An 18088-nucleotide genomic window follows, 5' to 3' on the forward strand; every position below is an offset into this window, starting at 1 on the left:
TTACCGGAGTTTGCGGTGGATAGCAAAGATGAGCAACGCCGCAAACAGCGGCGGGAGTGGACTCGTGATGGCCGGAAGCGCGTAGAGGACGCTGATGACCGGACCGAACACGCCCGTTGGCGAGTTACGGCAGGTCGTCTCGCCGTCGAGGACGAAACACTCCGGAATGGAGATGACGAGGCCGACGTACAACGACAGGAGGAACAGGTAGCCGGCGGCAGCGAGTAGCGTGTCGTAGCGGGCACTCACCGGCAAGCGACGGCGGTGGCGGCGGGCGACGAACAGGATGGGCGCGAGCAGCGGTCCGAGCACCAGAATGCCGATGACGACGTAGAACGCCCGCGAGAGGGTGAGCGACCCACCGGGAACGTTCGACGTCGCGGCGATGAGGACGACCAGCGCGAGCGTGATGGTGATAGTCACCAACAACCCGGCGAGCGACCCGACGACGACGTAGGTTCGAAACAGGAGTGAATCGCTTGCGCGAAGCGCGTAGGGAATCGCGCCGAACACGCCCTTGTAGGCGTCGTCACCGTCGGTCGTCCCACTGGCTGTCATTATCGGGGAGTTGGGAGCGGAGCCGATTAAACGACGCGATATCGGTCCTGCGGACAGTCCGCGCCAAATTTCGCACGTCGGGCTGCCGGAAGTTGTAACCTGCAGCGCACGACGGCGTTACACCAATCATTTTACCCCTCCACCCGAGCGTCCATCTATGCAACTGGACGTCGGCAACGCACTCGCCTCGGTCGCGAAACCGGGCGTGACCGAAGTGGCCCTGGAACGCCTCGACGAGCGCGTCGAGAGCGCCCACCAGCGAATCGAACGCGGCAGAGAGACGCACGAACACGGGTATGAGGCGCTCAACCTCCCCGCGCAGACGGACGCCGCGGAGATTCGTGATGCCATCGCTCCGCTCACCGACGCCGAGTCGGTGCTCACCGTCGGCATCGGCGGCAGCGCCCTCGGGGCGGCGACCATCTCCCGGGCACTCGGCATCGAGAACGCCTACGTCCTCGATAACGTGGACCCAGAGCACACGAGCGCCGTCCTCGACGAACTCGACCTGGCGACCACCGCCGTGAACGTCGTCTCGCGCTCTGGCACGACGGCCGAGACGCTCGCCACGTTCCTCGTCGTTCGCGACGCGATGAAGGCCGCGGGCGTCGATTGGACTGACCAGACCATTGTCACCACCGGCGAGTCCGGCCCCCTCCGTGACCTCGCGGACACCCACGACCTGCCGACGCTCACGGTTCCGGACGGCGTGCCGGGTCGCTTCTCTGCGCTTTCTGCGGTCGGTCTCGTGCCCGCGGCCATCCTTGGCGGCGACATCGAAGCGGTTCTCGAAGGCGGCGAGCGAGCGATGGAGTCGCTCTCCGGGTCGCTGTTCGACTCCCCGGCCTACGCCTACGGCGCGATTGCCTACGCCCTCGACCTCCGGGGCGCACACATCAACGCGATGGTGCCCTACGCCGAGGCACTCGAACCGTTCGCCGAGTGGTTCGCCCAGCTCTGGGCCGAGAGCCTCGGCAAGGACGGCATGGGCCAGACGCCGGTGCGCGCCCTCGGCGCGACCGACCAGCACTCGCAGTTGCAGCTCTATCGGGCCGGCCCGAACGACAAACTCGTCACGCTCGTGCGCTCACAGGAGCGCGACGACCGAGAGATTCCAGAGACCGGTGCGGAGGAACTCGCCTACCTGAGTGGGAATTCGCTCGGTGAACTGCTGGATGCAGAGTTTCGCGCGACGGAAGCCTCCCTCGCCGCCGCGAGTCAGCCGAACGTCCGCATCGAAATCGGCCGCGTCGACGCCGTGGGCATCGGCGACCTGCTCTACAGCATGGAAGCGGCGTGCATCCTCGCGGGGGAACTCTACTCCGTCGAGACGTTCACCCAACCTGCCGTCGAGTGGGGCAAGCGCGCCGCACGCGGACTGCTCGGCGGTGGCGACTTCGCAGAAGCGCAGGCCGTCGCCGACAAAGAGACCAAGTGGATTCGCTGAGACCGTAGCGATTTTAGCCGTCCCCGCCTACCTCCCGGTATGTCAAAGAGCCCTGCGGCCAGCGTGGGCCTCGCGCTCGCTGGCGTCGCGCTCGCCGCCGCGTTCCTCCCGTGGACGGGAAGCGGCGTCTCCGTCGCCAGTCTGACCGTCGGCAGCGTCGCCGGTGCAGCCCTCGCCGGGCTTGCGTTGCTCGCCTTCCTCCTTCGCCGCCACGACGTGATTCCCCGGTCGTGGGGCGCTCCCCTCGCCGGCACCGCCAGTTTCGCCGTGGTCGGCGTAGCCGCCTACGCCCTCCTCGCGCCAGCGACGGCCGGCGTGCCGACCCCGGACGTGGGCCGCGGCCTCCCCATCGCGGCGATTGCGGGTCTCGTCTCGGTCGGCGCGGCCGCGGCAGACGGCGCGGGCGTCTCCACCAAACACCTCGTGCGAATGGTCCAGGACGTCTCGACGGCCGCGGCGGTCGGTCTCATCAGCTTCCTCGTCGGGATGGCGCTCTCGGTCATTCCGGCATCCATCGTCGCGGATGCAGGCTTCGCCATCCAGTTTGGCGTGTTCACCACCTTCTTCGGCCTCGGACTCGCCCTCTCGGCGATTGCCTACCTGAAGATTCGCGACATCGGCCTCGACTACATCGACATTCGGCGGCCCTCTCGCCGCGACCTCGCGTACGCGGTGGGCGGCATCGTCGCCCTCTACGGGGCGGCCATCGTCATCGGTCTCATCCTCGAGTCGGTCGGTCTCTCCGGGGCAGAGAGCAGCATCGAACAGCAAGCCAGAGAGGGGAACCCGACGCTGTTGCTCGTCCTGATTCCGCTCTCGTGGCTCGTCATCGGCCCGGGTGAGGAACTCGTGTTCCGAAACATCGTCCAGAAGTCGCTCTACGACAGTTTCTCGGAGAAAGCGGCCGTCATCGTCGCGAGCATCATCTTCGCCCTCATCCACATCCCCCAGTACTACAGCGCGACGAACCCCGCTTCGACGGTCACGACCCTCGCGGTCATCTTCATCCTCTCGTTGTTGCTCGGAGAGACCTACCGCCGGACGAAGAACCTCGTCGTCCCCATCCTCATCCACGGCACGTTCAACGCCGTTCAGTTCGCCCAGTTGTACGTCCAACTCGCCGGCAGTCCGGTGTGACGGCCGTCTGACTGAAGTATAAATATTCGAGCGCGGTAGCATTGCGCATGCACCGTTACTCGTTTCTCTGTGAGGACCAGCAGGCAGCGCGGGTGTCGGAACTGTCTGCTGAGTACGGGCTCACAGAAGCAGAGGTGCTCCGGCAGTTGGTAGAAGCGGGCCTACAGTCGCTCGATTAGGCCCGGCCTGGGTTCTTCCGTGTGAGTCCCGTCCCGCAGATGGGACAGCGCTCTTTGTTCTCGTCGAAGACGCGCCCACAGCCCTGACACTGGAACTTCCAGTTTCGCTGCTCTTCGATGCCGTCCTGAGCGATGACCTCGACGGTGACTTCGAGACGCTCTGCGACGTTCTGCATCGCGTAGTCGTCTGTGACGAGCGTGCCTTCCAGTTCGTAGGCCGCCGCGATGAGGCGTATGTCAGTAGCGGAGAGTTCCGCTAAGTCACCCGACTGGCGGGCGGCGCGTTCGACGGTTTCGACCGATTGGTCGTCGGGGATGTGGATGTACATCCCGGCGCCTTCCATCGCGTCGAAGCGGAACGCGTGTTCGCCCTCCAGTTCCTCGCGGACGAGGGGGATGGACGCTTTCTTGGCTTGCGTGTGGTACTCGTTGATAAAGGCCGACGTGTCGAGAACGTGCATTACCGACGGATGACGATGTGGTCTTTCACTGCCTGAACGCGGTTTACGGGCACTTTGAACCGCCCGCTGTCGTCTACGCTGAAGTCGACGTTTCGCGTGTTGGTCTGTTCGGTCGGTTCGACGATGAGGTCGTTCAGCGACCCCGTCTTGAGGTCCATCGTGATGTTGTAAAGCATCCCGATTTCAGCACCGTCTGACCCCATGACGGCCTTCCCCGAGAGATTCTCGGCGAGTATTTCGGGCATACCCACCAGTTCTGAGTCAACTCATATAAACGGCACGGGGATGTCTGACATCCGTCGGCCGCATGACCAGCGAAAATTGATACCTCGCCATCACGTATTTCACCCTATGGACAGACGAACGCTACTGAAACATGGCCTCGCGGTCGGAACACTCGGACTGCTGACCGGTTGTACGGGCGGTGGCGACGATGGGACGACGACACAGGACACCACCACCGCGGCGGAAACGACAACCCAAGCCACGACGCAGACGACCACCACGGCAGCGGAAACGACGACTCAACAGACGACTCAGGCGACCACCACGGCAGCGGAGACCACGACCCAGCAGACGACGCCGGTTCAGTCGGCCATCACAATCACCGTCGGGCCGGGCGGCAACCTTCGCTTTTCGCCGACGCGGGCATCCGTGCAGGCCGGTGGCGAGGTGACCTTCACATTCGATTCGTCGGGTCACAACGTACGGCCGAATTCCCAGCCAGATGGGGCGAGTTGGGAGGGGACCCCCGGCGGCAACGGAACCACGTATCAGTCGGGCGACGAGTTCACGTTCACGTTCGACGTGCCCGGCACGTACGAGTACTACTGTGCGCCCCACCGCAGTTTCGGCATGGAAGCGATCCTCGAAGTGGTCGAATAGCCAATAGAGCCTTTTGAAAGACTTTTAAGCCGAGAATTGCTGGTCTAGGTAAGAACCTTTGTTACGGGTGGATTTCATGTCGGACAATAACACACCAGATACACACTCACTGCGGACCCCCATCGTCGCCGTCCTCGGCCACGTCGACCACGGCAAGACCAGTCTGCTCGACAAGATTCGCGGCTCCGCCGTCATCGAGGGCGAAGCCGGCGCAATTACTCAGCACATCGGGGCGACGGCCGTCCCCCTCGACGTCATCTCCGAAATCGCTGGCGACCTCGTCGACCCAGACGACTTCGACCTGCCGGGCCTGCTGTTCATCGACACGCCCGGTCACCACTCGTTTTCGACCCTGCGCTCGCGGGGCGGGGCACTCGCTGACATCGCCGTCCTCGTCGTAGACGTAAACGACGGCTTCCAGCCACAGACGCTCGAAGCTATCGACATCCTCAAACGTACGCAGACGCCGTTCATCGTCGCTGCGAACAAAATCGACACCACCCCCGGCTGGAACCCCCAACCGGACACCGCCGTCCAGGAAACCTTCGACAAGCAATCCGACCGCGCGCGCCGGAAACTCGAAGAGAAACTCTACGAGGTCATCGGCAACATGAGCGACGCCGGCTTCTCCGCCGACTTCTACTGGCGCGTCCAGAACTTCCAGAAGAACATCGGCGTCGTCCCCGTCTCCGCGCTCACCGGCGAGGGGATGGCGGACCTCCTGACCGTCCTCATGGGTCTCTCCCAGCGGTACATGAAGGAGGCCATGGAAATCGACGTGACCGGCCCCGGCGCAGGGACGGTTCTCGAAGTCAAAGAGGAACGCGGCTTCGGCGCAACCCTCGACGTGGTGCTCTACAACGGCTCTGTCCGCGAGGGCGACACCATCGTCGTCGGCGGGAAGAACGACCCTATCGTGACCGACGTGCGCGCGCTGCTCAAGCCGCGTCCGCTCGCAGAGATTCGTACGGAGAAACGCTTCGACCGTTTCGACGAAGTGACGGCGGCGGCGGGTATCAAAATCGCCGCCCCCGACTTAGACGACGCGATGGCCGGCGCGCCCGTGCGCGTCGTCCGCGACCGCCCGGTCGCGGAGGTCATCGAGGAAGTCGAGGCCGAACTCTCCGAAATCGACGTCCACACCGCGGACGACGGCGTGGTCGTGAAGGCGGACACCCTCGGCAGCCTCGAAGCGATTGCGAGCGCGCTGAAGGAAGCCGAAGTGCCAATCATGCGCGCCGAAGTCGGCGACGTGGCTCCCCGCGACATCTCCGTCGCCTCCACCGCCGACGAGGAACTAAATCAGGTCGTCCTCGCGTTCAACGTTGGCGTCTTAGACGACGCCGAGCGCCGCGCCGAGGAATCCGGCGTGAAAATCTTCGAATCCGACGTCATCTACCAGCTCATCGACGACTACGAGGAACACGTAGACGAAATCAAACGCGCCCAGCAGACCGCGGTGCTCGACAAGATTCGTCGCCCCGCCCGCTTCCAGATTCTCCAGGACCACGTCTTCCGCCAGTCGAACCCCGCGGTGGTGGGCGTCGAAGTCCTCTCTGGAACGCTCAAGCGCAACACGCCCGTCGTGGATTTCGAGGGTGCAGAACCCAAGCGCGTCGGCATGGTCAAAGGGATTCAAGAACACGGTGAGGACGTGGACGAAGCCCGCGCCGGAACCCGCGTGAGCGTCGCCATCGACGGCCCGACCGTTGGCCGCCAAATCGACGAAGGCGACACGCTCTGGGCCGAGCTCCCCGAGAAGCACGCGAAGATTTTAGAGCAGGAACTGAAGGAAGACATTCCAGCCGACGAGCGCGAGGCGCTCAGCATGTACCTGCAGAAGCACCGAAAGCGCGACCCGTTCTGGGGCAAATAACGCCGCGACAGGCCACCACCGTTAAAGGGAATACGTTCGTTTTCGCCAATACGATGGTACTGAAGCGACCGGTTCACCGCCTCCTCCAGTTGGTGGTGGCCCACTGGCCGGGCAAGACGGCTTACGACGCCGTGTTCGTGGTGATACCGGTCGGTCTCCTCGTCGGGTTCGTCGCCGGCTGGGCGTTCGCCGTCCCGATGCACTTCTCGGTCGTTCTCGGCTCGCTGCCCGTGCTCGCGGCGATGGGCTACGTACTGTTCTACAATCCGCCCGACCCCGTGACCTAGCGGGCGGTGGCGTCGACGTCGGAATCGAGTGACTGCTTTACCTGCAGCGCCGCCTGTGCGGCGAGACTGCGAGCGACTTCCTCGCGGTCTTCGGCGCTGATAATGCCCTCTTCGCGCTCGAAGTCACCGTCGTCGGGGGCGATGCCGGCGCTCACGGGCGAGCCAATCGGCGGGTGAACCGCAACGAAGGCGTGGGGGGTGCCGTCCATGCCCGCGGTCAGTTCCGTGCCGATGACGTACTCGTCTGGGAGGAACTCCCGCGTTCGCGCGGCGACACCGACGACGCCCCGCCTGAGTTCCCGGCGCTGGTCGGGCGTGAGCGCTGGGGGGTGCGCCGCCCGGTCGGTGCTGTCGTTGCCCGCATACGGGGTGTTTCCATACATAAAAGCTACCAGCAGTTACGACTACGCAGGTAAAAACCCTCCGACGGCTTGCGAGTTTCTCACACGAGTGGGTCGCTCTGGCCGTAGGCGGCCACGACGAGCGCCGTGACGTACTCCTCGGGGTCCGCTTCGGCCGTCTCGACACGGACGTGCGACTCGCCAAAGTCCCAGTCGCGAAGCGCTTTTCCAGCCTCCAGTCCGGCCTCGACGCGGGCGCGAACGTCCTCGGGGTCGGTCCCCGAAGCTTCGTAGAAAATGCCTTTTCCGGAGAAGGTCTGCGCCCACGCGAGGGCGGCCGCCGCGGATTCGTCTGCGCCGGGGGAGACGGTTGCCATCCCCTCGACAACGGTCAGGCGGTTGCCGACGGGACCGAGGTCGGGGGCCGTACCGACGGCTTCGACCGTCACGTCGTCTGGAATCACTGAAGAGACGGTGACGAGGTTGTAGTTGTGGATATTCGCCGCCTTGAGGGCGGCGTCGAACGAGGCCATGGGCGTTGGCGCGCGCCCGCTCCCCCAGACGACGCGGATGGTGCTCATAGGTGTGGAAAACAGCGAACCGGGGTAAGCGGTTACGATTCCGCTTCAGTAGAACGCGACTGGCTGGCCGACGGGGTCGTCGTCAGACGTGAGTTTGTCGAGGGCGTCCACGAAGTCGGCCATCCGAACTTCCGTTCGCTCGTCACGCAGCGCGAACATGCCGGCCTCCGTCGAGAGGCTCTCTATCTCCGCGCCGCTGAATCCCTCAGTTTCGGCGGCGAGCGTCTCGAAGTCAATTTCCTCTACGAGATTCATCCGGCGCGTGTGAATCTGGAGGATTTGCAGGCGACCCTCCTCGTTCGGTTCGGGCACTTCGATGAGGCGGTCGAACCGGCCCGGGCGCAAGATAGCGCTGTCGAGCATGTCGTAGCGGTTGGTCGCCGCGATGATGCGGATGTCCCCGCGGTCGTCGAAGCCGTCCATCTCAGAGAGCAACTGCATCATGGTCCGCTGAACTTCAGCGTCACCCGACGTCTTCGAGTCGGTGCGCTTGCTCGCGACGGCGTCGATTTCGTCGATGAAGATGACCGCTGGCTCTTTTTCCTCTGCGAGTTTGAATAGGTCGCGGACGAGCCGGGAGCCCTCGCCGATGAACTTCTGGACGAGTTCGGAGCCAGCCATCTTGATGAAGGTAGCGTCGGTCTGGTTCGCGACGGCCTTCGCGAGCATCGTCTTGCCCGTGCCTGGTGGGCCGTAGAGTAGGACGCCGCCGGGTGGCTGGATGCCGACTTCTTCGAACTGGCCGGGGTCGAGCAGCGGCAGTTCGACCGTCTCGCGCACCTCGCGAATTTGGTCATCGATGCCGCCGATGTCCTCATAGGACACCTGTGGGTTGGCCGTGACCTCCATCGCCTGTGCGCGGGCGTCGGTCTCCTGTTCGAGGCGCGTCTGGATTCCGAAGGAGTCGTTTATCGCGACGCGGTCACCGGCTTCGAGGCGGTCTTTCAGTTGCTGGGAGACCTCCACGAACACCTCCTGGTTGTTGCCGTGCTGTTTGATGACGACGCCCTCGTCGGTAAGGTCCTCGATGGTGGCGAGGTACAGCGAGGCCGTCTTGAGCGTCTCGTTTTCCCGTTCGAGTCGCGAAACGTCCTCGCGAAGTTTCTCACCGTGGTTCTGGGTCTTTTCGAGTTGGTTGCCGAGCTCGCGGTTCACCTGCAGGATCTCCGCGAAGTGTTCTTCTAAAACCGCGAGGCGCTCGTCATCGGACAGATCGCTGTCCAGGTCGAGCCGCGGCCTGTCAGGGAGAGAGGGGCTGCGTGACATCAGACAACGCCGACTAAGTACCCACCCTTAGAAGTGCTTTTGGGTCGCGGTCGATTTCGGCAACACTTGCTGTGAAAGGATACTGGTAATAGGTGAGAATAAAAATTCGAGCGCCAGCTACTGCAACTGCGCGAACTCGTCGAGATACTGACCGTACACGGACAGGGCAGATTCGACTGGTTCCGGCGAGGCCATGTCCACGCCCGCCCCACGGAGGAGTTCGAGTGGGTACGTCGAAGAGCCACCGCGCAAGAACTCAATGTAGTCATTCGCGGCGGGTTCGCCCCGCTCTAAGATGCCCTCAGTGAGCGCGACGGCCGCGCTAATTCCTGTCGAGTACTGGTAGACGTAGAACGCGCGATAGAAGTGGGGGATGCGCATCCACTCGCGGGCGATGTGGTCGTCCACGACGGCCGGTTCGTAGAACTCCTTTTTCAGGTCGCGATAGAGGCCGTCCAGTCGGTCCGGCGTGAGCGGTTCGCCGTTCTCGACCAACTGGTGGGTCTGGTGTTCGAAGTCCGCGAACATCGTCTGGCGATACAGCGTCGAGCGGAACCGCTCTAAGTACTCGTTCAGGATGTGTCGCCGGAGGTTCTCGTCTTCGACCGTCTCCAGCAGGTGGTGGGTGAGCAGCGATTCGTTGACCGTACTCGCCACCTCCGCGACGAAGATTTCGTAGCCGCTGTAGACGTACGGCTGGGTGTCGCTCGTGTATTCTGAGTGCAGCGAGTGGCCGAGTTCGTGAGCGAGCGTGAACAGACTCGACAGGTCGTCCTGATAGTTCATCAGGATGAACGGCTGGGAGTCGTAGGTGCCACCGGAGTACGCCCCCGACTGCTTGCCCTTGTTCTCGTAGACGTCGACCCAGCGCGAATCTAGTCCGCGCGCGAGGCGGTTCTGGTAGTCCTCACCGAGCGGAGCCACCGCCTCGACGATGTACTCGCGGGCGTCCTCGTACGGGATCTCCGGGGATTCTGAGTTGACCATCGGCATGTAGATGTCCCACATCTGGAGGTCGTCCACGCCGAGGCTGTCGCGCTTGAGTTCTGCGTGCTGGTGGAGCAAGTCGAGGTTGTCGCGGACGACAGAGAGGAGGTTGTCGTAAACGTCGACCGGGATGTTCGCGGAGTCGAGGGCGGCCTCGCGCGCGGAGTCGTAGTTGCGTGCCCGAGAGAGCTTCACGTCCGCCTTCACGCTGTTCTTGTACGAGGACCCCACCGCGTTGCGGATGGTCTCCCACTCGCCGTAGAACGTCTCGTACACCTTCCGGCGCAGGTCGCGGTCCTGCTCTTGCTGGAGTTTGGTGAAGTTGCTCTGGGTGATGGTGACCTCCTCGCCGTCGTGGTCGACCGACGGGAAGGTGAGGTCCGCGTTGGTGAGCATGTTGTAGATTTCACCGGACGCGCCGGTCACCTCGCCGAGTTCGGCGAGCAGGTTCTCGACTTCCGCAGACCGGGTGTGAGGTTTCATCCGCAGCACTTCGTCGAAGTAGTGCTCGTAGGTCGCGAGCTCGGGTTCGGTCTCGACGAACGCCTGGAGCTGGTCGCGAGTGGACTGCTGGAGTTCAGGTTCGATGTAACTGGAGGCGCTCGACGCCTTCGAGACGAGCGTCTGAGCCTTGCCAAGGAGCGCCTGTGCATCTTGGTCGCGGGTGTCCTCGTCCCGGCGCATTCGGGCGTAGGAGGCGACGTTCGAAACCCGGCGCATCACCGCCTCCTCTAGCTGGAGAATCGAGAGTAGCGTTTCGGCGTCGTCGGTGACCTGTCCTTCGTACTCTTCTAAGTCCTCGATTTGGGATTCGGCTTCCTCGTAGGCCGTCTCCCACTCGTCGACCGAGGCGTAGAGACTGTCGAGGTCCCACTTATGCTCTGCAGAAATTTCGCTTCGTTCGGGAACCGAACTCATGGCTTCCCCTTACACGGAGAGGGAAGTAAGCCTTCGGACGTTTTTCGCTAGCCATCCATGCCGTGGCGGAGTTGGTCTGCAACCCGCGTTGCCGTCTGATGGTACCGCGACCGCTCGGAAAACACACGGTAGGCACTCTCTCGCGCCTCCTCGTCTACCGAAAAGTCGAGCTGAGGATACTCGACGTGGCGCAACACGAGTGGTTCGGGCGGCGCGGGGCGGAGGCCGTCACCACCCGACAGCACCTCGTCTGAAAGTGCTCGGTCGACGAACGACCGCGGTCGCCGTCCCGTCACGACTTCGTGCGCCAGCGAGACGAATCGTCGGACGAAATGACGGGGAAACCCGTCCGAGGATATCTCGAAGACGAGGTAGTTCCCGTCCCGGGAAACGGCGGCGTCCACGACGCGCTCTGTGTTGCGAGAATCGGGCGTGAAGTTGTGGTAGTCGTGGGTTCCAGAGAGCGAGTCGAGCACCGCAGCGACGTCCTCGCGGCTCACCACCGGCTCATAGAGGTGGTAGGTGTAGTGGCGGCGTTTGGCGTGGTGGGTAGCGTGAAAGCCCTCGGGCGCTTTGGCCATCGCCCACGCTCGAATCGATCCCGGCAACTCGCCGTTGAACGCCCGTGGTGTGAGCCAGTCGGGACACTCGAGCGCGACCGTCTGGCCGAGCGCAGAGACGCCCTTATCGGTCCGCCCCGAGGCTGTGAACTGCGGTGGGAGTGGGTCGTCTTCAGGGAACGCCCCGATTTTTCGGAGGCTCTCGATAATCGTGTCTTCGACCGTCTGTCCGTGTGGCTGGCGCTGGAAGCCTCTGTATTGCTTGCCGTCGTAGGCCACCCGGAACGCGCGCATTGCTCGCACATTGGGCGAGAAAAGTAAAAGCGTGTCAGTTTCGACGAGCGAGCGTTACCCACGGAGCCCCGTCACCTCGTCGAGTTCGACGAACGCTTTGTCACCGTCACGCGTTTCGAGTTCGACCTCCCCAGTTTCGAGGAAGTGGTTTCCAAGGACCACCTTCAGGGGAATCCCAAGTAGGTCGCTCTCGGTGAATCGCTCGCCGATGGACTGCCGGTCGTCGTCGAACAGGATTGTGTCCGAGACTCCCAACTCCTCGTGCAACCGGTCTGCGGCCTCTCGAATTTCTCCCTCGTATTGGAGGGGGATTATCGAGACAGCGTAGGGAGCCATTGTCTCAGCGGGCCACCGACAACCAGCCTCGTCGCTGCGCTGGGCGAGGAGCGTGTGGATGAGGCGCTCCACGCCGATGCCATAGCTCCCCATGACGACCGACTGCTTCGACCCGTTTGCCACGTCGATGGTGAAATCCATCGCGTCTGCGTAGCGGGTGCCCAGTTTGAACACGTGGCCGATTTCGATGCCTTCGCCCTCGATGAGTTCGTTCCCACAGGTAGGGCACGAATTGCCAGCAGTCAGGTCGTTCCGGGGAGATTCGTCGGTGATTCCGAAGCGACAGTCGGTCGTCTCACAGTAGACGAGTTCGACGGTTCCTGACTCGACAGGCGCGATGAACTCCTCTGAATCGTTCCCGCCCATCACGCTGTTGTCGGCACTGGCGACGACGAAATCGATGCCGAGGCCCTCGAACAGCGAGCAGTAGGCCGCCTGCACGCGGTCATACCACTCGTCGAGTGACTCGTGGGAGGCATGGAGGCTGTAGGCGTCCTTCATCGTGAACTCCTTCGTCCGAAGCAGGCCGTTTCGGGGGTGGTCGTCCCGGTGCTTGGTCGAAATCTGATAGAGGAGCAGGGGCAGGTCCTCGTACGACCTGACGAACCCCTCACAGAGGTGGACGACACCTTCCTCGTGCGAAGGTGCAAGGCACATGTCCTGCCCGTCGCGGTTCTGGAGCGTGAACATCTCGTCCTCGAAGTTCGCCCAGCGCCCGCTTCGCTCCCAGATGTCTCGGTACTGGAGTTGGGGCAGTGAGATGGCCTGTCCGCCAATTGCCGTCATCGCCGCGTGGATGCGGTCGATGAGGTGCTGGCGAACTCGTTCTCCGGTAGGCGTAAATCCGTACAGGCCGCCACCGAACTGCCGGACGAGGCCAGCGCGGAGTGTGAGTTGCACCGTCTCGTTGTCCCACTCACGGGTGTCAGTGTCTCTACGCGTGAAGAGGAGTGTCTTACTCCGACGCACGGGACTCACCTCCGAGAGCGTCGCCACTCCGCTCGAATGCGGGCGTGTGTACAGTCAAGACTACGGTAGAATCAGCGTCGATGCAGCTTTCGCGGAACCCAGCCGTGAGCCGCGCCGGGCTCACGGTTGAGCGTCACTGTGTGTTCAGTTCGACACATGTGACTGAGACTTCTTCGCTTCCCTACATAAATGTTCGTGGTGGCTGTTCCAGCGAACGCCCGCTGTCTGTCGATTTTGAAACCGCGAAAACGACAGAGAGAGTTATTCGAAGTCGGCGACCGTCGGTCGGTCGTACTCCTCAGGAAACCCATCTACTGGGACCTGCACCTGGTCGCCGGATTTCATGTCCTTCAGCGTGACCTCGTCGTTCGCGAGGTCCTGTTCGCCGACGATGACGACGGTCTCCGCGTTGATGGAGTCGGCATAGCTCATCTGTGCGCCGAAACTGCGCCCGGACACGTCGGATTCGACGACGTGGCCCCGCTCGCGGAGGCCGCGGGCGATTCGGGCGGCCTCTTTGCGGGTGTCGCCGACTTGCAGGATGTAATAGTCCGTCGAGAGTTCCTCGTCCGGCCAGACACCGGCGCGCTGGAGCAGGAGCGAGAGCGTGGCGTCACCGACGGCGAACCCGACGGCGGGCGTTGACTGGCCGCCGAAGCCTTCGATGAGGTCGTCGTAGCGCCCGCCGCCGAAGACGGCACGGCTGACCTCGCCCGTCGAGTCGAAGCACTCGAAGACGACGCCCGTGTAGTAGTCGAGGCCGCGGGCGGTTTCGAGCGAGAGCGTGCAGTACTGGCGTGCGCCGAAGTCTTCTGCGGCGTCGAGGACGTTCTGGAGGTTCGTGACGGCTTCCTCGACGCGGTCGGTTCCGGCGAACTCGATGAGGTCGTCCAGTTCGTCCGGGTCGACCGCGAGCAGGTCGTCGAACTGCTCGGCCTGTTCACGGGTGAGGCCAGCGGCGACGAGGAGGTCCATGTACTCGGCGTGGCTGATTTTGTCGCTCTTGTCCACCGTGCGGATGGCTTCTTCGGTGTCAACGTCCGTGTCGAACGATTCGAGCAGGCCGCCGAGGATGTCGCGGTGGGAGACGCGGAACTCGAAGTCCTCGTTTTCGAGGCCGAGGTTGGTGAGCGCGTCCGCGGCGGTGGCGATGACCTCTGCGTCGGCCTCCGGTTCCGCGGAGCCGAAGATGTCGATGTTGGTCTGGTAGAACTCGCGGAAGCGACCCTGCTGGACCTGCTCGTAGCGCCAGAACGGCCGGGTCGAGAACCATTTGATTGGCTTCGCGAGTTCCTGCTGTTTGGCGACGACCATCCGCGCGACGGTCGGCGTCAGTTCGGGGGTGAGCGCGATGTCACGGCCGCCCTTGTCTTCGAAGCTGTAGAGTTCCTCGACGATTTCCTCGCCGGACTTGTCCACGTACATCTGCGTGCGTTCGAGTGCCGGGGTGCCGATTTCACGAAAGCCGTAGCCCTGCGCCGTGGCTTCGAGCGTGTCGAAGGTGGCGCGATAGGCCTGCATCTCGTCGGGATAGAAGTCCCGAAAGCCCTTGATGCGGTCGTACATGCCCGCCCGTTGGTGGAGGGGTCGCTTGAACCCTTTCGTTCGTGCGGGAGGAGCATGCGACGTGATAGCGTATCGTAGCGAATTTATTACATATGGCTGCTTCTATCACGGTATGGCTTCTGGCGATGCGCTCGGCCAGGCGATGCTCGATTTCCACCACGGCGGCCTCAGGGGTGACTGTCTCTACCGAGACGGTCCCGAGGTGGCCTCGGCGCACATCGCCGAGAACTACTTCCACCCGATGGACGACCTCGACGACGACGTGCGCGAGGCGCTCGCCGCGCTCCAGGGGAGCGTCCTCGACGTAGGCTGTGGCATCGGCCAGTACGCGACGTGGTTGGAGGAGAGGGGTCGCGACGTCGTGGGAATCGACGCGAGTTTGGGTGCGGTCGAGACGGCCCGCGAGCGTGGCGTCGGCGACGTCCGTGTCATGGACATGTTCGCCCTCGAGTTCCCTCGCGACGCCTTCGACGCGGCGCTCGTGAACGGCACGCAACTCGGACTCGCGGGGTCGCCCGCCGGCGTCTCAGCCTTCCTCGGCGACCTCGCGCGGGTGACGGACGAGGATGGAGTCGCCGTCGTTGACGGTTACGACCCGACCCACCTCACCCCCGAGAACTGCTTTGGCTACCGACCCGACCCCCGCGAAGGGGTCTGCCAGCGCGTCTTCCACGTCGAGTACGAACGCGATGGTGAGCGTATCGTGGGACGGACGCTCCACTTTTGCTATCTCAGCCGCGCGCGCCTCCGCGAGACGCTCATCGGGACGCCGTGGGAGCTCGGGACGTGCTGGGAGCGAGACGCGTACTACCGGGTAAAACTCGAAAAAGCGTGATTCAGCGGCGGGCGACGACGCGCGTCTGGGTGTGGTCGGGGAACACCCTCCCGACCATCTCCGCGCCGTGGGCTTCGACCATCAGCGCGCGCAAATCCTCCTCGTAGTCCCCCTTCCGAATCTCCTCGCTCGGCCCGCTCTCGATTTCGAGCGTCTGGGCAACCATCTTGTCCACGGCGCGGCGGCCGATGCCGGTGAGCGGCGCGAGGTAATCTACGTCGTGGCGGTCTTCGAGGCTCTGGGCCTGGGCGCGCGAGACGCTCGGCACGCGGTCGTCGCGGCGCGTCCCGTCCGCGATGGCGTCGAATTCCATCGCGGCGACGGTTTCCAGCGCGTGGCTGTGGACCTGCTGGATGCCATTTCGGGGAAAGCCGTCGTCGACCATCTGGGCCACTGCAGTCTTGGCGACCGCCTGGTCTATGGCCACGGGCTCGAAGTCGAAGCCGAGCACCTCGGCGGTCTTGCGGGCGTGTTTCCACGCATCTGTCACCTCGAAGTGGGCACTCACGAGGGTGACATCGTAGAACTCGTCTAAAATGAGCGCGGCGAGCGAGGAGTCTTTCCCCCCGCTGAACAACAATCCAGCCTCCATCACCGACGGCGGATGTTGAAGTCTTTGGAGTCCGGCTTGAGTTCGCGCAGCAAGTTCTTCATCTGGTCTTCGTCGATGCGACCGCCGAGGCGGCCACTCTGGGCGAGCGCGAGAATCTGTTGTTCGACCTGGTCTGCGAAGTCCGGCTTCGACATCCGCACGGAGTTCAGGCGCTTTCGCGCGCCGTCGGTCAGGTACTGCCGGAGCATCGCGTTCTTCTGGGCCTCAGCCTGTTGGCGCTGAGCCTCCTGGGCGGCTTCGTTCTGCCCGCCCTGGTCCTGTTGGTCCTGCAGTTGCTGCATCTTCTTGCGTCGAAGCTCCTCGAGTTCGTCTTCGTCCGGTGTGCCACTCATGGCTGTCACTTACAGATTGGTCGGCAAAACAATTACGGAGGCATGTCACACGTACTCGACCGGAGAACGCCGGCAGACGGTCTCAGGCGTAGCGTTCGAGGTCGGGGCGGTCTAAGTCTTCCATGACGTCGCCCGCGACGGAGTCGAGGAGACTGCGACCCTCTGCGGTCACGATGCGCCCGGCGCTACCCTCGGTGCCGACGTAGCCCGCATCCTCTAACTGCTGGAGGATGGTGCGGATTACCTTCTTGCTGCCTGAGCCCTTGTGCGCGGGAGCGACCTGATAGCGGTTCGAGCCCTTCTTCGACTGGCCGTAGGCCGTGCTGAGGCGGTCGACGCCGACGGGGCCGTCCGTGGCGACCTTGCGCATGAGGCTTGCGGCGCGGATGTACCAGAAGTCGTCCTGCTCTGGTGGCAGTTCTCGGTCGGCACCTGTCTTCGCGAGGGCGGCCCACTCGGGCTCCTCGAGTTCGTCGGCAAGACGTTCGGCGAGCGCCTCGATGAGCGCATCTGCCGGCACGTCATAGAGCGTTGGCATGGCTACGCCTTCCTTCGCACGAGGTTTAAATTCACTGTTTCACGTCCGGTTGGCGATGACCGCCGTCATCCCGCCGCCAAGCACCGTTGGCAGCCAGTACGTCCCGAGGCGGTGGAGGATGACCGCCGCGCCTGCCGTCGCCGGGTCGAGGCTCGTGACCGGGACGAGTAACCCGACGAGAACCGCCTCCACGCCGCCGAGGCCGCCAGGCAGCGGCGTGATGCTCGCGACGCTCCCGAGCGGGATGACGAGCAACACGACCGGATAGGGCACGGCGTGGCCGAGCGAGAGCAGCGCGAACCACAGCGACGTAGCGAGCGCGAGCCAGCCGAGCGCGGAGAAGCCAAGCGCCTGCGCCATCGTCCGCCGACTCGCCGCGACGCGCTCGAGCGAAGCGAAGAAGGTGTCGATACGCCGGATGATGCTCTCGCGTTCGGGCGGCTTGACGCGGGGGAGCACCCGAGCGATGATTCGCGCTGTTGGCGTGAGTGCGCCCACGGCCCGGCGCTTGACTGCGTCGCGCTTCTGCCAGAGGAGGAATCCAGCCACCGGCACTGCGACGGCGAGGACGCCCACGGCCGTGACGGCGATTTCGAGGCGACCGCCGACCGTCGCCGTGGTCAGGAAGTAGCCCACGGCGATGAGGCCGAGGCCGATGGAGGGGACGAAATTGAGGGCGTCTACGCTGGCGATGGCCGCGAGACCCGTCTCGTAGTTCGTCTTGGTCGTTCGCGAGATGAGCAGCGCGCTGAACGGTTCGCCACCGGCCTGTCCGAAGGGCGTGATGTTGTTGGCGAAGATAGCCGCCGAGTAGAGCATCACGCCGTGAAACGCGTTCATCGGGCCGTTTAGTACCGTCACGACGGTCCAGAGGGCGAGTCCCCACGCGACGATCCAGACGGCCCCGGAGACGAGCACGCCGACGAGAATCGGCGGGTTCGCTGTCGAGAGTGCAGCGAGGATGGCGTCGATGCCGACGAGCCAGAACACGACGGCGAGGACGACGATGGCGCTCAAAAATCCGAGTGCAATCGTTCGAACGTCGGCATCGAGGCCCATGTGGTGACACGAACGGCGGTGGGGCGCTTCAACCCTCCGACTACACGCGGACCACGCGCCTTT

21 protein-coding genes are annotated in these 18088 nt (G+C 63.8%); 7 read left to right on the forward strand and 14 right to left on the reverse strand.

From position 1 onward, the window contains the following. Positions 1 to 558, reverse strand: a complete 558-nt coding sequence (locus P0648_RS15865; RefSeq protein WP_276246325.1) for a hypothetical protein — start codon at positions 556 to 558, stop codon at positions 1 to 3. A 157-nt stretch (positions 559 to 715) separates the two neighbouring features. Here P0648_RS15865 and P0648_RS15870 point away from each other — a divergent pair, with 157 nt between their 5' ends. From P0648_RS15870 to P0648_RS15880, 3 genes are read left to right on the forward strand one after another with little or no spacing between them, the layout of a single operon-like run. After that, positions 716 to 2005, forward strand: a complete 1290-nt coding sequence (locus P0648_RS15870; protein ID WP_277504741.1) for a glucose-6-phosphate isomerase — start codon at positions 716 to 718, stop codon at positions 2003 to 2005. Between the two features lie 39 nt (positions 2006 to 2044). Beyond that, positions 2045 to 3142 (forward strand): CPBP family intramembrane glutamic endopeptidase, encoded by a 1098-nt coding sequence (locus P0648_RS15875; protein ID WP_276274756.1) that lies wholly within the window; start codon positions 2045 to 2047, stop codon positions 3140 to 3142. Between the two features lie 47 nt (positions 3143 to 3189). After that, complete coding sequence (locus P0648_RS15880) at positions 3190 to 3321, forward strand: CopG family transcriptional regulator (RefSeq protein WP_276274755.1); 132 nt, start codon at positions 3190 to 3192, stop codon at positions 3319 to 3321. On the opposite strand, the gene P0648_RS15885 is transcribed toward P0648_RS15880, so the two are convergent. Together P0648_RS15885 and P0648_RS15890 are read right to left on the reverse strand one after the other, a co-directional pair. Further along, positions 3318 to 3782, reverse strand: a complete 465-nt coding sequence (locus P0648_RS15885) for an NOB1 family endonuclease (RefSeq protein ID WP_276246321.1) — start codon at positions 3780 to 3782, stop codon at positions 3318 to 3320. The two genes, P0648_RS15880 and P0648_RS15885, sit on opposite strands and share 4 nt — an antisense overlap. Continuing rightward, positions 3782 to 4027 carry a PRC-barrel domain-containing protein gene (locus P0648_RS15890; protein WP_276246320.1) on the reverse strand — a complete coding sequence of 82 codons (246 nt, stop codon included), beginning with the start codon at positions 4025 to 4027 and terminating at the stop codon, positions 3782 to 3784. The genes P0648_RS15885 and P0648_RS15890 overlap by 1 nt, the downstream gene beginning before the upstream one ends. Before the next feature lie 106 nt (positions 4028 to 4133). Here P0648_RS15890 and P0648_RS15895 point away from each other — a divergent pair, with 106 nt between their 5' ends. The 3 genes from P0648_RS15895 to P0648_RS15905 all read left to right on the forward strand — a co-directional run bounded on the left by P0648_RS15895 (position 4134) and on the right by P0648_RS15905 (position 6830). Next, a complete protein-coding gene (locus tag P0648_RS15895; protein ID WP_276246319.1) occupies positions 4134 to 4667 on the forward strand; it encodes a plastocyanin/azurin family copper-binding protein in 534 nt (177 codons plus the stop codon). Positions 4668 to 4743: 76 nt separating this feature from the next. Then, positions 4744 to 6543, forward strand: coding sequence for a translation initiation factor IF-2 (gene infB, locus P0648_RS15900; RefSeq protein WP_277504742.1), 1800 nt, complete (start codon positions 4744 to 4746; stop codon positions 6541 to 6543). Positions 6544 to 6596: 53 nt separating this feature from the next. Beyond that, a complete protein-coding gene (locus P0648_RS15905; protein WP_276246317.1) occupies positions 6597 to 6830 on the forward strand; it encodes a hypothetical protein in 234 nt (77 codons plus the stop codon). Here P0648_RS15905 and P0648_RS15910 read toward each other — a convergent pair. The 7 genes from P0648_RS15910 to hisS form a co-directional block, all read right to left on the reverse strand. Then, on the reverse strand, positions 6827 to 7213 hold the full coding sequence (locus tag P0648_RS15910) for a DUF5811 family protein (RefSeq protein ID WP_276246316.1): 387 nt from the start codon (positions 7211 to 7213) through the stop codon (positions 6827 to 6829). The two genes, P0648_RS15905 and P0648_RS15910, sit on opposite strands and share 4 nt — an antisense overlap. A gap of 59 nt (positions 7214 to 7272) precedes the next feature. Beyond that, the gene (locus P0648_RS15915; protein ID WP_277504745.1) at positions 7273 to 7752 is read right to left on the reverse strand and encodes a pyruvoyl-dependent arginine decarboxylase; all 480 of its coding nucleotides are present in this window, start codon (positions 7750 to 7752) and stop codon (positions 7273 to 7275) included. Between the two features lie 45 nt (positions 7753 to 7797). Further along, positions 7798 to 9018, reverse strand: a complete 1221-nt coding sequence (locus tag P0648_RS15920) for a proteasome-activating nucleotidase (RefSeq protein ID WP_276246314.1) — start codon at positions 9016 to 9018, stop codon at positions 7798 to 7800. A 117-nt stretch (positions 9019 to 9135) separates the two neighbouring features. Next, positions 9136 to 10923 (reverse strand): oligoendopeptidase F, encoded by a 1788-nt coding sequence (pepF, locus tag P0648_RS15925; RefSeq protein ID WP_276246313.1) that lies wholly within the window; start codon positions 10921 to 10923, stop codon positions 9136 to 9138. Positions 10924 to 10970: 47 nt separating this feature from the next. After that, the gene (gene truA / locus P0648_RS15930; protein WP_276246312.1) at positions 10971 to 11777 is read right to left on the reverse strand and encodes a tRNA pseudouridine(38-40) synthase TruA; all 807 of its coding nucleotides are present in this window, start codon (positions 11775 to 11777) and stop codon (positions 10971 to 10973) included. A gap of 54 nt (positions 11778 to 11831) precedes the next feature. After that, positions 11832 to 13082, reverse strand: a complete 1251-nt coding sequence (locus tag P0648_RS15935; protein ID WP_276246311.1) for an aminoacyl--tRNA ligase-related protein — start codon at positions 13080 to 13082, stop codon at positions 11832 to 11834. Between the two features lie 261 nt (positions 13083 to 13343). Further along, positions 13344 to 14648 carry a histidine--tRNA ligase gene (hisS, locus tag P0648_RS15940; RefSeq protein WP_276246310.1) on the reverse strand — a complete coding sequence of 435 codons (1305 nt, stop codon included), beginning with the start codon at positions 14646 to 14648 and terminating at the stop codon, positions 13344 to 13346. Positions 14649 to 14760: 112 nt separating this feature from the next. On the opposite strand from hisS, the gene P0648_RS15945 reads away from it, so the two are divergent. Continuing rightward, a complete protein-coding gene (locus tag P0648_RS15945) occupies positions 14761 to 15483 on the forward strand; it encodes a bifunctional 2-polyprenyl-6-hydroxyphenol methylase/3-demethylubiquinol 3-O-methyltransferase UbiG (RefSeq protein ID WP_277504748.1) in 723 nt (240 codons plus the stop codon). Between the two features lies 1 nt (position 15484). Here the strand turns inward: P0648_RS15945 and P0648_RS15950 are convergent, their stop codons facing one another. From P0648_RS15950 to P0648_RS15965, 4 genes are all read right to left on the reverse strand, one after another. Then, positions 15485 to 16075: an alpha hydrolase gene (locus P0648_RS15950; protein ID WP_277504749.1), complete on the reverse strand. Its 591-nt coding sequence runs from the start codon at positions 16073 to 16075 to the stop codon at positions 15485 to 15487. Next, the gene (locus tag P0648_RS15955; RefSeq protein ID WP_277504752.1) at positions 16075 to 16428 is read right to left on the reverse strand and encodes a DNA-binding protein; all 354 of its coding nucleotides are present in this window, start codon (positions 16426 to 16428) and stop codon (positions 16075 to 16077) included. The genes P0648_RS15950 and P0648_RS15955 overlap by 1 nt, the downstream gene beginning before the upstream one ends. Positions 16429 to 16510: 82 nt before the next feature. Beyond that, positions 16511 to 16966 carry a 30S ribosomal protein S19e gene (locus P0648_RS15960; RefSeq protein ID WP_277504754.1) on the reverse strand — a complete coding sequence of 152 codons (456 nt, stop codon included), beginning with the start codon at positions 16964 to 16966 and terminating at the stop codon, positions 16511 to 16513. 39 nt (positions 16967 to 17005) lie between these two features. Continuing rightward, entirely contained in the window at positions 17006 to 18025 is a 1020-nt protein-coding gene (locus P0648_RS15965; RefSeq protein WP_277504756.1) for a lysylphosphatidylglycerol synthase transmembrane domain-containing protein, read from the reverse strand. Positions 18026 to 18088: the final 63 nt, after the last annotated feature.

It is taken from the genome of Haladaptatus sp. DYSN1 (assembly GCF_029489995.1).
Classification (GTDB): Archaea; Halobacteriota; Halobacteria; order Halobacteriales; family Halococcaceae; genus QDMS2.

Excerpts from the sequence above, each read along its gene's own strand:
- P0648_RS15865 (WP_276246325.1), bottom strand. The coding sequence starts at position 558 with ATGACAGCCAGTGGGACGACCGACGGTGACGACGCCTACAAGGGCGTG.
- P0648_RS15870 (WP_277504741.1), top strand. The coding sequence starts at position 716 with ATGCAACTGGACGTCGGCAACGCACTCGCCTCGGTCGCGAAACCGGGC.
- P0648_RS15875 (WP_276274756.1), top strand. The coding sequence starts at position 2,045 with ATGTCAAAGAGCCCTGCGGCCAGCGTGGGCCTCGCGCTCGCTGGCGTC.
- P0648_RS15880 (WP_276274755.1), top strand. The coding sequence starts at position 3,190 with ATGCACCGTTACTCGTTTCTCTGTGAGGACCAGCAGGCAGCGCGGGTG.
- P0648_RS15885 (WP_276246321.1), bottom strand. The coding sequence starts at position 3,782 with ATGCACGTTCTCGACACGTCGGCCTTTATCAACGAGTACCACACGCAA.
- P0648_RS15890 (WP_276246320.1), bottom strand. The coding sequence starts at position 4,027 with ATGCCCGAAATACTCGCCGAGAATCTCTCGGGGAAGGCCGTCATGGGG.
- P0648_RS15895 (WP_276246319.1), top strand. The coding sequence starts at position 4,134 with ATGGACAGACGAACGCTACTGAAACATGGCCTCGCGGTCGGAACACTC.
- infB (WP_277504742.1), top strand. The coding sequence starts at position 4,744 with ATGTCGGACAATAACACACCAGATACACACTCACTGCGGACCCCCATC.
- P0648_RS15905 (WP_276246317.1), top strand. The coding sequence starts at position 6,597 with ATGGTACTGAAGCGACCGGTTCACCGCCTCCTCCAGTTGGTGGTGGCC.
- P0648_RS15910 (WP_276246316.1), bottom strand. The coding sequence starts at position 7,213 with ATGTATGGAAACACCCCGTATGCGGGCAACGACAGCACCGACCGGGCG.
- P0648_RS15915 (WP_277504745.1), bottom strand. The coding sequence starts at position 7,752 with ATGAGCACCATCCGCGTCGTCTGGGGGAGCGGGCGCGCGCCAACGCCC.
- P0648_RS15920 (WP_276246314.1), bottom strand. The coding sequence starts at position 9,018 with ATGTCACGCAGCCCCTCTCTCCCTGACAGGCCGCGGCTCGACCTGGAC.
- pepF (WP_276246313.1), bottom strand. The coding sequence starts at position 10,923 with ATGAGTTCGGTTCCCGAACGAAGCGAAATTTCTGCAGAGCATAAGTGG.
- truA (WP_276246312.1), bottom strand. The coding sequence starts at position 11,777 with ATGCGCGCGTTCCGGGTGGCCTACGACGGCAAGCAATACAGAGGCTTC.
- hisS (WP_276246310.1), bottom strand. The coding sequence starts at position 14,648 with ATGTACGACCGCATCAAGGGCTTTCGGGACTTCTATCCCGACGAGATG.
- P0648_RS15945 (WP_277504748.1), top strand. The coding sequence starts at position 14,761 with ATGGCTTCTGGCGATGCGCTCGGCCAGGCGATGCTCGATTTCCACCAC.
- P0648_RS15950 (WP_277504749.1), bottom strand. The coding sequence starts at position 16,075 with ATGGAGGCTGGATTGTTGTTCAGCGGGGGGAAAGACTCCTCGCTCGCC.
- P0648_RS15955 (WP_277504752.1), bottom strand. The coding sequence starts at position 16,428 with ATGAGTGGCACACCGGACGAAGACGAACTCGAGGAGCTTCGACGCAAG.
- P0648_RS15960 (WP_277504754.1), bottom strand. The coding sequence starts at position 16,966 with ATGCCAACGCTCTATGACGTGCCGGCAGATGCGCTCATCGAGGCGCTC.
- P0648_RS15965 (WP_277504756.1), bottom strand. The coding sequence starts at position 18,025 with ATGGGCCTCGATGCCGACGTTCGAACGATTGCACTCGGATTTTTGAGC.